Here is a 13,133-nt window from a genome sequence, read left to right as displayed (position 1 = left end):
CCCGTCACCCCCTGTGAAGGACCGTCCGTATGCGCAGTCGTTCCGCCGTCGTGTCCGTGGCCGTCCTGCTGGCCGTGCCGTCCGTGTTCGCGGCGGGGTGTTCGGACGGCGGTGGTGTGCGGGTGACGGTGAGGGGCGATTTCGGGCGGCTTCCGGAGGTGTCGTTCCCGAAGGGGGCGCCGGGTGGTTCGCTGGCGGTGAAGACGCTGTCGGACGGCCGGGGTGCGGGGGCGCGCAAGGGTGATCTGGTGGTGGCCGATTATGTCGGTTACCGGTGGAGCCGGAGCGGGCGGAAGCTGCTGGCGAGCAGTTTCGCGGCGGGGCGGCCGGAGGCGTTTCCGACGTGGGGTGTGGTGCCGGGGCTGCGGCGGGCGTTCGAGGGTGCGCGGGTGGGGTCGCGGGTGGTGGCGTCGATTCCGCCGAAGGACGGGTTCGGGGAGCAGGGGAACGCCGCGCGGCAGATCGGCGGTGATGACACGCTGGTGTACGTCCTGGACGTGCGGGGGGTGTATTCGGCGTCGGCGGGGCCGCATGGGAGGGCGGAGCCGCCGCTGGGTGATCCGGGGTTGCCGAGGGTGTCGGGGGGCGGGGCGCCGAGTGTGACGGTTCCGCGGGCGGCGCCGCCGAAGGGGTTGGTGGTGCGGACGCTGGTGCTGGGGGACGGCCCGGTGGTGCGGAAGGGCCAGTTGCTGGCGGTGCAGTATGCGGGGTTCTTCTGGAGGGACGGTCGGACGTTCGGTTCGTCGTGGGCGGCGGGGCATCCGAACGGGGTGACGGTGGGTACCGGCCAGGTGATGAAGGGCTGGGATCAGGGGCTGGTGGGGCAGCGGGTGGGGAGCCGGATGCTGCTGGTGGTGCCGCCGTCGCTGGGGTATGGGGCGAAGGGGCTGGCGCAGGCGGGGATCAAGGGGTCGGACACGCTGGTGTTCGTCGTGGACGTTCTCGGCGCGCACTGAGCCGCCTGCCCCGACCGGCGAGGGCTGAACCAGGTCGGTTCTATGTCGTGGCCTGGTTGTTCTTAGAATGGCGGCGTGGACGACATCGACGCGGTGGCGTCGCTGCGGGATCCGGTGCGGCGGCGGTTGTACGAGTTCGTGGCGGCGCAGGGCCGTGAGGTGGGCCGGAACGAGGCGGCGGAGGCGGCGGGCGTCCAGCGGTCTTTGGCGGCGTTCCACCTGGACAGGCTGGTGGAGGTCGGGCTGCTGGAGGTGGGCAGCAGGCGGCTGACGGGGCGGTCGGGGCCGGGTGCGGGGCGTCCGGCGAAGGTGTACCGGCGGTCGGCGGCGGAGCGCGGCGTGTCGGTGCCGCCGCGGGACTACCGGACGGCGGCGGCGCTGATGGCGGAGGCCGCGGAGGCGGCCGGCCTGGACCGGGAGGTGCAGGACGCGGCGCGGCGGCGGGGCAGGGCGCTGCGCGGGCCCGGTGGGTCGTGTGGTGATCTGGGCGGGTTGGCGGAGGTGCTGGCCGCGCGCGGATACGACCCCGTCCTGGAGGAGGCCGTCGGTGAGGCCGACGGCGTGGTCGGCGGCCGGGGCGACGGCGAGGGCGACGGCGAGGGCCACGGCGAGGGCCACGGCGGAACCGGGGCGAGGGAGCGGCGTGCGGTGCTGCGCATGCGCAATTGCCCGTTCCATGTGGTCGCGGAGTTGTTCCCGCCGTTGGTGTGCGGGATGAACCTGGCGTTGCTGGAGGGCCTGGTGGAGGGGTCGGACGGTGTGCGGGTGCGGATGGATCCGCGTCCGGGGTGGTGCTGCGTCGTGGCGGAGACTTCTAAAACTAAAGATCGTTGACATAGAGCCGCCGGGCGTGGTGGGGTGGGCGCATGACCGATGACGCCCCCGCGCCCCCGCATCTGGCCCAGTTGAACGTCGGGACGCTCCGCTTCCCGCTCGGCGATCCGAGGATGGCGGACTTCGTCGCGCTGCTCGATCCGGTGAACGCCCTGGCCGACGCCACGCCCGGCTTCGTGTGGCGCCTGGTGGAGGAGGGCGCGGACGACGCGACCGGCCTGCGCCCCGCCGGCGCCGACGTGATCGTGAACCTCTCGGTGTGGGAGTCGGCGGAGGCGCTGTGGGACTTCGTGTACCGCAGCGCGCACCTGGACACGATGCGGCGCCGCCGCGAGTGGTTCCGGCGGCACGTGGACGCGCATGCCGTCCTGTGGTGGATCCCGGCGGGCCATGTGCCCACCGTGGAGGAGGCCCTGGAACGGCTCGCCCTGCTCCGCGGCGGCGGCCCGTCGCCGCGCGCCTTCACCTTCAATTCCCCTTACACGGCAGACGAGGCGGCGGAGGCGGCGGCGATCGGGCGCGGAGGGGTCGGAGGGGTCGGAGGGGTTGGCCGACCGGGTCTGGAAGGTGTCGGCCGAACCGGGCTTGAAGAGGTCAGCTGAGCAGCGCGGCGGTGTGGCGTCCGGCGGCGGCGGCGGTGAGGAAGTACGGGAGGTCCTCGTCAAGGCGGCGGCCCATGGTGGACAGGCGGACGCCCCAGTCCTTCTCAGCGGTGCGGAGGATGTCGTGCAGTCCGTCCACGGGGACGGGGACGAGGGTGTGGCGGTCGCCGAGGGGCGCGGCGTCGGCGGCGACGCGGGCGCCGAAGGGGCCGCCGAGCTCGGGGACGGGGATGTCTGCGGGGGCGAGGGCGACGCGCCCGTAGGCGGTGAGGGAGTGGTGGGAGACCCCGATGTGGCGTTCGCGGGCGTCGCCCTCGCTGACGCGCAGTGATCCGACCGGGCGGCCGCCGAGGACCGACGCGGCGTTCACGGCCTCCCCGGCGGACACGCCGGAGAACCCCCAGCGGGTGCCGGTGCCGAGGTTGCCGGGGCCCTGCGCGACGATGACGGCGTCGGCGCCGAGGACGAGGCGGGCGGCGAGGAGGCCGGTGTGGACGGTGACGGCCTCCAGGTCGCCGCCGAACGCCTGCCCGGTGGTGACGGTGGCGGCGAGGGCGCCCGCCTCGGTGAGCCGGGCGATGGACATGGAGAACCAGGACGGCAGCGCCCCGCCGTCGGGCATGACGTACACGGCGCGGGTGCCGGGGCGGGCGGCGAGGAGGCCGGCGAGGATCGGCGGGAGCGCCGAGTGCAGGTCGGCGACGATGACGGGCGCGCCGCCGAGGGAGTCGGCGTCGCGGAGGGTGTCGTGGTGGGGGGAGCCCTGCTCGTCGGCGCCGAGGACGGTGGCCTGCAGGGGGGTGTAGCGGGCCTTGACCAGGTGCCCGGGGCCGGCCGGGTCGGGCGGCAGCCGGTCGGGGACGGCGACGACCATCGCGTACCCGCCGGTGCCGAGGCCCATCGCGAGGGCGGTGGTGTTGAGCAGGACGGTGTCGCCGGGTTCGGGCCGTCCGACGAGGGCGGGGTAGGCGAGCGCGCGCCGCTGCCCGTCCCCGGGGATGTCGACGTCCAGTTCGATCGCGCCCGGCCATTCGCGGCGGACGCCCTGCACGGTCCCTCTGCGCCATCGGATCACACCGGAAAAATAGCGTCCTTGCCCGCGCGGTGAGGGGCGGCGGACGTTTCCGCTGCGGGAGAAGCCCGCCATGTCATCCAACTCCGGCAGGAGCCGGGCGTGGGTCCGGTAGCGTGTCCGGCGGGGAAGGGGGTCCGATGTCACGGCGCAAGACCGAGCGTCTGTTGAACCTGGTGGTCTGCCTGCTCGCCACGCGGCGCTACCTGACGGCCGAGCAGATCCGCCGGGCGGTGCCGGGCTATCCCGACTCCGACGAGGCGTTCAAGCGGATGTTCGAGCGCGACAAGGAGGAGCTGCGCGAGCTCGGCGTCCCGCTGGAGGTCGGCAGCGACCAGCAGGGCGGCGGCGGTGAGGAGATCGGGTACCGGATCCCGCCGCAGGCCTACGAGCTTCCCGACATCCACCTGACCCCGGACGAGGCGGCGGTGCTCGGCCTCGCGGCGCGGGTGTGGCAGCGCGCGAGCATGGCGGAGGCGGCGTCGGGCGCGCTGCTGAAGCTGCGTGCGGCCGGGGTGGAGACGGACGTGACGACCGCGGTGGGGATCGAGCCGCGGGTGAACACCGGCGACCCGGCGTTCCCGGCGCTGTGGGAGGCGGTCCGCGACGGCCGTCCCGTGGCGTTCGACTACCAGGGGATCGGGCGGACGTCGGTGGCGCGGCGGCATCTGGAGCCATGGGGCGTGGTCAGCCGGCGGGGCCGCTGGTACGTGGTCGGGTTCGACCGGGACCGTGAGGAGCAGCGGGTGTTCCGGCTGAGCCGCATCGTGGGGGACGTCGCCGGTGACGGCCCGTCCGGGTCGGTGACGGTGCCCGGCGGCGTGGACGTGCGGCGCATCGCGTTCGACTGGGGGGACCCGGTGAGCGAGCCGAGGCCGGCGACGGTGCGGCTGCGCGCGGGCGCGGCGCAGGGCCCGCGGCGGTGGGCGCGCGACGTGCGGCCCGCCCCGGCCCCCGGTGGCGCGGGCGACGACGGCGACTGGGACGAGGCGACGCTGACCTTCCGGGACGTGGAGCGGTTCGCGCCGTATCTGGCGCGGTTCGCCGCGGACGTCGTGGTCCTGGACCCGCCGGATCTGCGGGAGGCCGTGATCCAGCAGCTGAAGTCGGTCCTCGCGGTCGCGTCCCCGGACGTGGCGTCCCAGGACGTGGCGTCCCCGGATCTCAAGGCCGGTGACTCACGGGACGCGAGGGAACTGCGGGACGCGAGGGACGTGCGGGAGGGGACGGTGAACGGGCGATGAGCGCCGGGACGGCACCCGGCGGGCCCGCGGCGGCCCCCCGGCAGGGCGGCAGGCCCGCCTCGACGACCTCCACCGACCGCCTCGCGCGGCTGCTGGCGCTCGTCCCGTACGTGGTGAACCGCGATTCGGTGGCGCTCGGTGAGGCCGCGGCGGCGTTCGGGGTGACCGAGAAGCAGCTGATCGACGATCTGAACCTGCTGTGGTGCGTGGAACTGCGGGCGCCCGACCCGTACTGCCCCATCGACCTGTCCTACGAGGGCGGCGAGATCACCGTCACCGAGGCCGAGTCGATCGCGCGGCCGCTGCGGCTGAAGGTCGACGAGGCCAGCGCGCTGCTGGTGGCGCTGCGGATGCTCGCGGGCATCCCCGACCTGCACGACCGGGACGCGCTCAGCCGGGTGATCGCCAAGCTGGAGACCGCCGCGGGCGCCGCCGCCGCGGTCAGCAGCCAGGTCGCCGTCGAGGTCGGCGCCCCGGGCGGCGCCGCGGGCCCGGACGGGGCGGGCACCGCGCTCGGCCGGCTCCGCGACGCCATCGCCGCGGGCCGCCGCGTGCACCTGATGTACTACGTGCCGGCGCGGGACGAGAACACCGAGCGCGACGTCGACCCGATGCGGTTGCTGGTGGTGGAGGGCAGCACCTACCTGGAGGGCTGGTGCCGGCGCGCGGAGGCCGTCCGGCTGTTCCGGCTGGACCGGATCGCGGGCCTGACCGTGCTGGACGTGGCCGCGGAGGTCCCCGAGGACGCCGAGCCGATCGACGTGGACGCCGGGCTGTTCCGCCCGTCGCCGCAGGACGTGCGGGTCACGCTGGAGCTGACGCCGCGGGGGCGGTGGGTCGCCGACTACTACCCGTGCGAGAGCGTGGAGGAGCTGGGGGAGGGGCGGCTGCGGGTGGTGCTGCGGACCCCCGACACCCGGTGGGTGCGGGGCCTGGCGCTGCGCCTCGGCGACCAGGGCCGGGTGACGGCGCCGGAGTCGCTCGCCTTGGGAATCCGTGACGAGGCGGCCCGGGCCCTGGCACGGTACGGCATGGCGTGAGTTGACCTGGTCGGCTAACGTGGCGGACGTGTCGTGGGTTCCGGTGGCGGTGTCGCTGGGGTTCGCGGGCCTGACCGTCCTGGCCTGCTGCTCCTTCAAGGTGTTCCTGGGCGTCCGGCGCTTCGGGCGTGAACTGGAACGCACCAAGCGGCGGCTCGGCCCCAAACACGCGGCGCTGCGCGATGAACTCCATGATCTCCCGGAACCTCGGGCGGCGCGATCGCCCGGGGACGGCGTACCATCTGTCTAGCATGACACCCGGCTGAAGAGGATTTGCAACGATGCTTCCCAACCTTGGCGGCGGCGAGTGGATGATCATTCTCGTCGTCGTGCTGCTGCTGTTCGGATCGGCGAAGTTGCCGCAGCTCGCCCGGTCCCTGGGCAAGTCCGCGAGGATCTTGAAGGCCGAGACCAAGGGCCTGCACGACGACGATGACGCCGACGGCGGCAAGAAGTCCGAGTCCGCCGAGGCCCGTGACAAGGCCGCGCGGCTCCGCGAGGAGGCGGCGCGGCTGGACCGCGAGGCCGCCGCGGGCGACGGCGCGGTGCAGCGTCCCCGGGGGGCGCTGGCGTCCGGCGAGCCGATCCAGGGCATCCCGGTCTCCGACCCGGGCCAGGTCCGCAAGGGCGGCTGACGCCCCGGACACGCGCATGACCGCGTCCCCGCCCCCGCACGTGACCGTGTCCCCGGCCGTGTGCGCGTCCGCGCACGCGGGCGCCCGGCCGTGCCCGACCCCGCCGCCGGAACCGAGCCCCGAATGCCCACAATGAAGCTGACCAGGCAGAACGCCGCCCCCGACGGCCGCATGCCCCTCATGGACCATCTCCGTGAGCTGCGCAACCGGCTGATCAAGGCGATCCTCGGCCTGGTCGCGGGCGCGATCATCGGCTGGATCTTCTTCGGCCCGATCTGGGACTTCATCAAGCAGCCCTACACGCGGATCCCCCCCGAGCACTGCCTCGGCGGCAAGTGCGACCTCGTCGTGCACGGGATCTTCGACGGGTTCTTCGTCCACCTGAAGGTCGCGCTGATCGTCGGCGCGCTGATCTCCTCGCCGATCTGGCTGTACCAGATCTGGGCGTTCGTCGCGCCCGGGCTGTACAAGCGGGAGCGCCGCTGGACGTACATCTTCCTGTGCGCCGCGGTGCCGCTGTTCCTGCTCGGCGGCGCGCTGGCGTACCTGACGATGGACAAGGGCCTGAAGATCTTCATCGGGCTCGCGCCGGGTGACACGACCGTCCTGGTCGGCGTCCAGGACTACCTCGGCTACGCCCAGGCGATGCTGTTCATCTTCGGGCTGACGTTCGAGCTGCCGCTGTTCGTGGTGATGCTGAACCTCGTCGGCGTCCTCACCCACGAGCGGATCCGCAAGTCCCGGCGGATGCTGATCTTCGGTGTGTTCGTGTTCGCGGCCGTGGCCACTCCCAGCCAGGACCCGTTCACGATGCTGGCGCTGGCCCTGCCCACGATCGTGCTGTTCGAGTTCGCCGAGGTGATCGCGTTCTTCCACGACCGGCGGAACAGGCGCGCCCCCCTCATGGACGACGACGGGCTGTCCGACGACGAGGCGTCGCCGCTGGACCTGGAGGCCATCGACGCCGAGCTGGAGAAGGGCGACCGCGCCCGCTGACGTGCCGCCGCCCCGGTGAAACGGGGCCCGAAGTGGGAATCGGGCCGGTCGAAACCGTAGGCTCGTTGTCATGACCACCCCCGACACCACGTCGGCCGAGCAGACCCCGGCGCAGCGGTACGCCGCGTACCGCAAGCGCACGGCGGGGAACGGCCCGGCCCTGCTGGACTTCCGCACCCTGTACGACTTCGGCCTGGACCCGTTCCAGATCGAGGCGTGCCAGGCCCTGGAGGACGGCAGCGGCGTCCTGGTCGCGGCGCCCACCGGGTCCGGGAAGACCGTGGTGGGGGAGTTCGCCGTCCACCTGGCCCTCACCGGCGGCAGCAAGTGCTTCTACACCACGCCGATCAAGGCGCTGTCGAACCAGAAGTACGCCGATCTCGTCCGCCGGTACGGGCCGGGGAAGGTCGGGCTGCTCACCGGCGACAACAGCGTCAACGGCGAGGCGCCCATCGTGGTCATGACCACCGAGGTGCTGCGGAACATGCTGTACGCCGGTTCCCCGACGCTCGCGGGCCTGGCGTTCGTGGTCATGGACGAGGTGCACTACCTCGCCGACCGGTTCCGCGGCGCCGTCTGGGAAGAAGTGATCATCCACGTGCCGGACTCGGTGCGGATCGTGGCGCTGTCGGCGACGGTGTCCAACGCCGAGGAGTTCGGCGAGTGGCTGCACGCCGTCCGCGGCGACACCGCCGTGATCGTCGACGAGCACCGGCCCGTCCCGCTGTTCCAGCACATGCTCGTCGGCACCCGCCTGTACGACCTGTTCGTCGACACCGGCAAGGGCGGTGACCGGCAGGCCCGCCTGAACCCGCAGCTGACCCGCATGGCCGTCGAGGAGGTCCGCCGCGCCAAGGTCAACCAGGGCCGCCGCACCGGCCGCCGCCGCGCGCCGCGCCCGCAGCGGTTCCGGCCGCCGCCGCGGCCCGACGTGATCGAGCGCCTCGAACGCGCCGGGCTGCTCCCGGCGATCACGTTCATCTTCAGCCGCGCCGGGTGCGACGCGGCGGTGCTGCAGTGCCTGCACGCCGGGATCCGGCTCACCTCCAAGGAGGAGGCGGAGGAGATCCGCGCGCACGCCGGCCTGCGGACCGCCGACATCCCGCCCGAGGACCTGCGGATCCTCGGCTACGACGACTTCCTCGGCGCGCTGGAGCGGGGGGTCGCCGCGCACCACGCGGGGATGCTGCCGACGTTCAAGGAGATCGTGGAGGAGCTGTTCACCCGCGGGCTGATCAAGGCGGTGTTCGCGACGGAGACGCTCGCGCTCGGCATCAACATGCCCGCCCGCACCGTGGTGATCGAGAAGCTCGACAAGTGGAACGGCGAGGCGCACGTCGACCTCACCCCCGGCGAGTACACCCAGCTGACGGGGCGGGCGGGGCGCCGGGGCATCGACGTGGAGGGCCACGCCGTCGTGGTGTGGGGGCCGAACGTCGAGCCCGCGTCCGTCGCCGGGCTCGCCGGCACCCGCACCTACCCGCTCAACTCCAGCTTCCGGCCGTCCTACAACATGGCCGTGAACCTCGTCGGCGCCGTCGGCATCGAACGCGCCCGCACGCTCCTGGAGGAGTCGTTCGCGCAGTTCCAGGCCGACCGCGCCGTGGTGGGCCTGGCCCGGCAGGTGCACAAGAACGAGGAGGCCCTCGCCGGGTACGCCAAGGCCGCCGAATGCCACCTCGGCGACTTCATGGAGTACGCGGCGCTGCGGCGGCGGCTGTCGGACCGCGAGTCGCAGATGTCGCGTGAGCGGTCCACGGCGCGGCGCGCCGAGGCCGCCCGGTCCCTGGAGCATCTGCGGCCCGGCGACGTCATCCACGTGCCGTCGGGGCGCCGCTCCGGCCTCGCCGTCGTCCTGGACCCCGGTGTGGGGCGCCGCTCCGACGGGCCCGCGCCGCTCGTGCTGACGGTCAACCGGTCGGTGCAGCGGCTGTCCATCCAGGACTTCCCCCGCGCCGTCGAGCCCGTCGAGCGGATCCGGATCCCCAAGTCGTTCAGCCCCCGCAACCCGCAGGACCGCCGCGACCTGGCCTCCACGCTGCGCGCCAAGGTCCCCGACGACGCCCGGGAGCGGCGCCGCGGCCGCGGCGACGCGCCCGCCGCCGACGACGCCGAGATCGCGCGGCTGCGCACCGAGCTGCGCCGCCACCCCGTGCACGGCTGCGACAAGCGCGAGGACCACGCCCGGTGGGCCGAGCGCTACCACCGCCTGGACCGCGAGACCGAGCAGCTGCGCCGCCGCGTCGAGGGCCGCTCGCAGGTCATCGCCCGCACCTTCGACCGGGTGTGCGCCGTCCTGCAGCAGCTCGGCTACCTCGAAGGGGACTCCGTCACCGACGAGGGCCGCCGCCTCGGCCGCATCTACAACGAGCTGGACCTGCTGACCGCCGAGAGCCTCCGCGAGGGGCTGTGGGAGCGGCTCGGGCACGCCGAGCTCGCCGCGTGCGTGTCCGCGCTGGTGTACGAGTCGCGGCAGCCCGACGACGCGGCCCCGGCCCGCACGCCGCCCGGCCCGGCGCAGGACGCCCTGGCCGCCATGGTCCGGCTGTGGGGGGAGCTCGACGGCGTCGAACGCGACAACCGGGTCTCGTTCCTGCGTGAGCCCGACCTGGGGTTCGCGTGGACCGCCTACCGGTGGGCCAAGGGCGACGATCTCGACGAGGTGCTGCTGGAGGGCGACCTGACCGCCGGGGACTTCGTCCGGGCCGTCAAGCAGCTCCTGGATTTGCTCGGCCAGGTCGCCGACGCGTCCCCGCAGAACAGCCACATCCGCAAGACCGCCCGCCGCGCGATGGACGCGATGCGCCGCGGCGTCGTCGCCTACTCCTCCGTCACCTGACGGCCCCTCGGCCGCCGGGCCCCCGTGCGGCACCGATTCGTCACCCGGAACCGGCCAATGCCGTGAAAACCACACACAAAACCCCAGCTGGTGGCACAATCGGGACGCCCGACAGCCCTTGAGGGCCGTGGGAACCCCGAGTCGCGCCCGCGTGCCCCCGTGTCGCACGGCCACCGCCCCCGGGGCCGCCCACGCGACACGCGAGAAAGGTCCGGACCGTGGCTATCCGCGACAAGTTGCGCGCCAACGCGGCCCACGTGCTGCAGCCCGGCGAGAACATCCAGGCGGTGTTCTGTGCCCAGACGACCAGCCAGTACTTCGCCCTGATCTCCTACTGGATCATCATCTTCAGCAACGCCTACCGCGTCGTGGTCGTCACCGACCGCCGCATCCTGGTCTGCCGGTCCGGCCGGCTGCGGATGACCCCGGTGAACGAGGTGCTCCGCGAGCTTCCCCGCAACACCCGCATCGGCCCGCCCAGCGGCCTGTGGTGGCGCAGCGACCACCTCGGTGAGCGCCTCTACGTCAACAAGCGGTTCCACAAGGACATCAACGCCGCCGACGGCGTCGCCGCGGCCTGACCCCGCGACCGCCGGGCCGGGGGACACCGCGGCCCGGCGGTGCGCGTAGCCTCCTGCTGTCCGGCCGGCGCGAAGGAGGCGGGTTTGAGGGGTCCGGAGAAGGGGCCGGGACGGCCCGGCCGCGCGGCACGCCGCGCGGTGACGGCGGTGTTCCTGCTCAACGGCGCGGTGTTCGCCGCGTGGGTGCCGCGCATCCCCGAGGTCAAGTCCGCGCTCGGGCTCGGTGACGCCGCGCTCGGCGCCGCCCTCGCCGGCCCCGCCCTCGGGTCGATCGGGGCGATGGCCGTCACCGGCGCGCTCGTCGCCCGGTACGGCAGCCGCCCGGTCACCCGCGCCGCGCTCACCGCCTTCTGCGTCCCGCCCGTGCTGATCGGCCTCGCCGGGTCCTGGGCCGCGCTGTTCGCCGTGCTGACCGCCTGGGGCGCCGCCGTGGGCTGCCTGGACGTCGCGATGAACAGCGCCGGGATGGCCGTCCAGGAACGCTACGGGCGGCCGATCATGTCGGGCCTGCACGCCAGCTTCAGCGGCGGTGCGCTCCTCGGCGCCGCCGGAGGGGCGGCGGCCGCGCACCTCGGCGTGCCCGTCGCGTGGCACCTGGGCGTGACCGCCGCCGCGGCGCTGGCGGCGGGGCTCGCCGCGACGCGGGCGCTGCTGCCCGCGGGCGCCGACGCCCAGGCCGGCGGCCCCGCGTTCGCCCGCCCCACCCGGCCGCTGCTGCTGCTCAGCGCGCTGGCGTTCGCGGCGCTGCTGTCGGAGGGCGCCGCCGGGGACTGGAGCGCCGTCTACCTGCGGGACGTCCTGGACGCCGGGCCCGGCGCGGCGGGCGCGGGGTACATGGCGTTCGCGGTGACGATGACGGCGGGCCGCCTCGCCGGCGACCGCCTGGTCACCCGGTTCGGGCCGGTCCGCGTCGTCCGGGTCCTCGCCGCCGTCGCCGCCGCCGGGTTCGGCGCGGGGCTGCTCGCCGGGCACCCGGTGCCCGCGCTCGCCGGGCTCGCCGCGCTCGGCCTCGGGCTGGCGTGCGTGGTGCCCGTCGTGTTCACCGCGGCGGCGCACGCGGGCGGCGCCCCGGGCCCCGCCATCGCCGCCGTGTCCACCTGCGGCTACCTCGGCTTCATCGCCGGGCCGCCGCTGATCGGCGCGGCCGCCGAGGCCGCCGGGCTCGCCGCCGCGCTCGGGATCGTCGCGGCCCTGGCCGCGCTGGTGGCCGCCGCGGCGGGCGCCGTCGGCCCCGCCGCCGCCGTCACCGCGCCGCCGCGCCCACCGCGTCCGCGACCTGGCGGGGATGGGACACCAGCGACAGATGCCGCGCACCGGGGATGATCACCGGCGGGGGTGCGCCGATCCGCCGCGCCGTCTCGTAGGGGGAGGAGGCGGGGAACACGTCGTCCCCGGCGCCGAACACCACGGCCTTGCGCAGCGGCAGCCGCGCCAGGCCCGCCACCCGCGGGGCGGGCAGCCCCACCACGCCCCGCATCGCCCACAGCGCCCCCTCGGCGCCTTCGACCTGCAGCGGGCGCCGCCACCGGTCCACGCCCTCCCGGTCCAGCCGCGGGCACGACGGCCCGCACTGCGCGCCGTAGATCGCGCGGATCAGCCGGTCGGACCGGACGGCCAGGCGCAGCAGCGTCGTCCGGTACGGGTCGCGCAGCACCACCCGCAGCGCGTCCGCGCCCTCCCCGGCGCCGGTGTCGAGCGCGTCGCCGTCCAGGAACACCACCCCGCTTATCCGGGACGGCGCCCGCAGCGCCGCCTCCGCCGCGACGCCCGCGCCGCTCGAATGCCCGGCGACCAGCGCCCCGTCCAGCCGCAGCGCGCCCAGGAAGCCCAGCAGTTGCGCCGCCTGGTGCCCGGCGTCGTAGGGGCCGCGCCGCTCGCTGTAGCCCCACCCGGTCAGGTCCAGCGCGAACACCCGGTGCCGGGCCGCCAGCAGCGCCGCCACCCCCTCCCAGGTGTCGGCCGACTCCGCCGCCCCGTGTACCAGCACCACCGGCGGCCCCTGTGCGCCCCAGTGCCGGTACCGGGTGCGGATCCCGCCGGCCTCGACGAACTCCATCCCGGCGGGCTCCCGCGCCCGCCCGGACGTCGCCGCGTTGTAGCCGAGCGAGAAGCACGTGCCCGCCAGCAGCAGCGCCAGGAGGCCCGCGGCGAGCCGCCGCGCCCACCTGCGGAGCCCGGGCCGGATCGTCACGGGGCCTCCCTCCGTCCCGCAGAAGCATCCCCGGTGCCCGCCCCGCCCGGCATCGGGCGCCCGGACGAACCGCGCCTGCTCCGCCGGGCGTAGCCCGGCCGCCCCGCGTACGCCCGGAGGATTCCCCTACCCTGGTCGGAGGC

At 74.6% G+C, this 13,133-nt stretch carries 13 protein-coding genes; 11 read left to right on the top strand and 2 right to left on the bottom strand.

Annotated features, from left to right (window positions below; genetic code table 11):
* Positions 1 to 29 precede the first annotated feature (29 nt).
* The 3 genes from AGRA3207_RS02455 to AGRA3207_RS02445 all read left to right on the top strand — a co-directional run bounded on the left by AGRA3207_RS02455 (position 30) and on the right by AGRA3207_RS02445 (position 2,392).
* Positions 30 to 956: an FKBP-type peptidyl-prolyl cis-trans isomerase gene (locus AGRA3207_RS02455; protein WP_231332918.1), complete on the top strand. Its 927-nt coding sequence runs from the start codon at positions 30 to 32 to the stop codon at positions 954 to 956.
* Positions 957 to 1,031: 75 nt separating this feature from the next.
* Positions 1,032 to 1,790, top strand: coding sequence for a helix-turn-helix transcriptional regulator (locus AGRA3207_RS02450; protein ID WP_231332917.1), 759 nt, complete (start codon positions 1,032 to 1,034; stop codon positions 1,788 to 1,790).
* Positions 1,791 to 1,822: 32 nt separating this feature from the next.
* Positions 1,823 to 2,392: a DUF3291 domain-containing protein gene (locus AGRA3207_RS02445; protein ID WP_231332916.1), complete on the top strand. Its 570-nt coding sequence runs from the start codon at positions 1,823 to 1,825 to the stop codon at positions 2,390 to 2,392.
* Here the strand turns inward: AGRA3207_RS02445 and AGRA3207_RS02440 are convergent.
* Positions 2,385 to 3,467 carry a DUF3866 family protein gene (locus AGRA3207_RS02440; RefSeq protein WP_231332915.1) on the bottom strand — a complete coding sequence of 361 codons (1,083 nt, stop codon included), beginning with the start codon at positions 3,465 to 3,467 and terminating at the stop codon, positions 2,385 to 2,387. The genes AGRA3207_RS02445 and AGRA3207_RS02440 overlap by 8 nt on opposite strands.
* Before the next feature lie 137 nt (positions 3,468 to 3,604).
* Here AGRA3207_RS02440 and AGRA3207_RS02435 point away from each other — a divergent pair, with 137 nt between their 5' ends.
* The 8 genes from AGRA3207_RS02435 to AGRA3207_RS02400 all read left to right on the top strand — a co-directional run bounded on the left by AGRA3207_RS02435 (position 3,605) and on the right by AGRA3207_RS02400 (position 12,122).
* Positions 3,605 to 4,708 carry a helix-turn-helix transcriptional regulator gene (locus tag AGRA3207_RS02435; protein ID WP_231332914.1) on the top strand — a complete coding sequence of 368 codons (1,104 nt, stop codon included), beginning with the start codon at positions 3,605 to 3,607 and terminating at the stop codon, positions 4,706 to 4,708.
* The gene (locus tag AGRA3207_RS02430) at positions 4,705 to 5,748 is read left to right on the top strand and encodes a helix-turn-helix transcriptional regulator (RefSeq protein ID WP_231332913.1); all 1,044 of its coding nucleotides are present in this window, start codon (positions 4,705 to 4,707) and stop codon (positions 5,746 to 5,748) included. The genes AGRA3207_RS02435 and AGRA3207_RS02430 overlap by 4 nt, the downstream gene beginning before the upstream one ends.
* A 28-nt stretch (positions 5,749 to 5,776) precedes the next feature.
* Complete coding sequence (locus AGRA3207_RS02425; protein ID WP_231332912.1) at positions 5,777 to 5,998, top strand: hypothetical protein; 222 nt, start codon at positions 5,777 to 5,779, stop codon at positions 5,996 to 5,998.
* 31 nt (positions 5,999 to 6,029) lie between these two features.
* Positions 6,030 to 6,383: a Sec-independent protein translocase subunit TatA gene (gene tatA / locus AGRA3207_RS02420; protein WP_231332911.1), complete on the top strand. Its 354-nt coding sequence runs from the start codon at positions 6,030 to 6,032 to the stop codon at positions 6,381 to 6,383.
* A gap of 132 nt (positions 6,384 to 6,515) precedes the next feature.
* The gene (gene tatC, locus AGRA3207_RS02415) at positions 6,516 to 7,379 is read left to right on the top strand and encodes a twin-arginine translocase subunit TatC (RefSeq protein ID WP_231332910.1); all 864 of its coding nucleotides are present in this window, start codon (positions 6,516 to 6,518) and stop codon (positions 7,377 to 7,379) included.
* A gap of 70 nt (positions 7,380 to 7,449) precedes the next feature.
* Positions 7,450 to 10,218, top strand: a complete 2,769-nt coding sequence (locus AGRA3207_RS02410) for a DEAD/DEAH box helicase (RefSeq protein WP_231332909.1) — start codon at positions 7,450 to 7,452, stop codon at positions 10,216 to 10,218.
* A 218-nt stretch (positions 10,219 to 10,436) separates the two neighbouring features.
* Positions 10,437 to 10,799: a hypothetical protein gene (locus AGRA3207_RS02405; protein WP_231332908.1), complete on the top strand. Its 363-nt coding sequence runs from the start codon at positions 10,437 to 10,439 to the stop codon at positions 10,797 to 10,799.
* Positions 10,800 to 10,883: 84 nt separating this feature from the next.
* Entirely contained in the window at positions 10,884 to 12,122 is a 1,239-nt protein-coding gene (locus AGRA3207_RS02400) for an MFS transporter (RefSeq protein WP_231332907.1), read from the top strand.
* Here AGRA3207_RS02400 and AGRA3207_RS02395 read toward each other — a convergent pair.
* Positions 12,043 to 12,990 (bottom strand): alpha/beta fold hydrolase, encoded by a 948-nt coding sequence (locus AGRA3207_RS02395; protein ID WP_231332906.1) that lies wholly within the window; start codon positions 12,988 to 12,990, stop codon positions 12,043 to 12,045. The genes AGRA3207_RS02400 and AGRA3207_RS02395 overlap by 80 nt on opposite strands.
* Positions 12,991 to 13,133: the final 143 nt, after the last annotated feature.

This window comes from Actinomadura graeca (assembly GCF_019175365.1).
In the GTDB taxonomy this organism is placed as follows: domain Bacteria; phylum Actinomycetota; class Actinomycetes; order Streptosporangiales; family Streptosporangiaceae; genus Spirillospora; species Spirillospora graeca.
The sequence above is the reverse complement of the archived record's forward strand: the minus strand, read 5'-3'. Positions and strand labels throughout refer to the sequence as shown.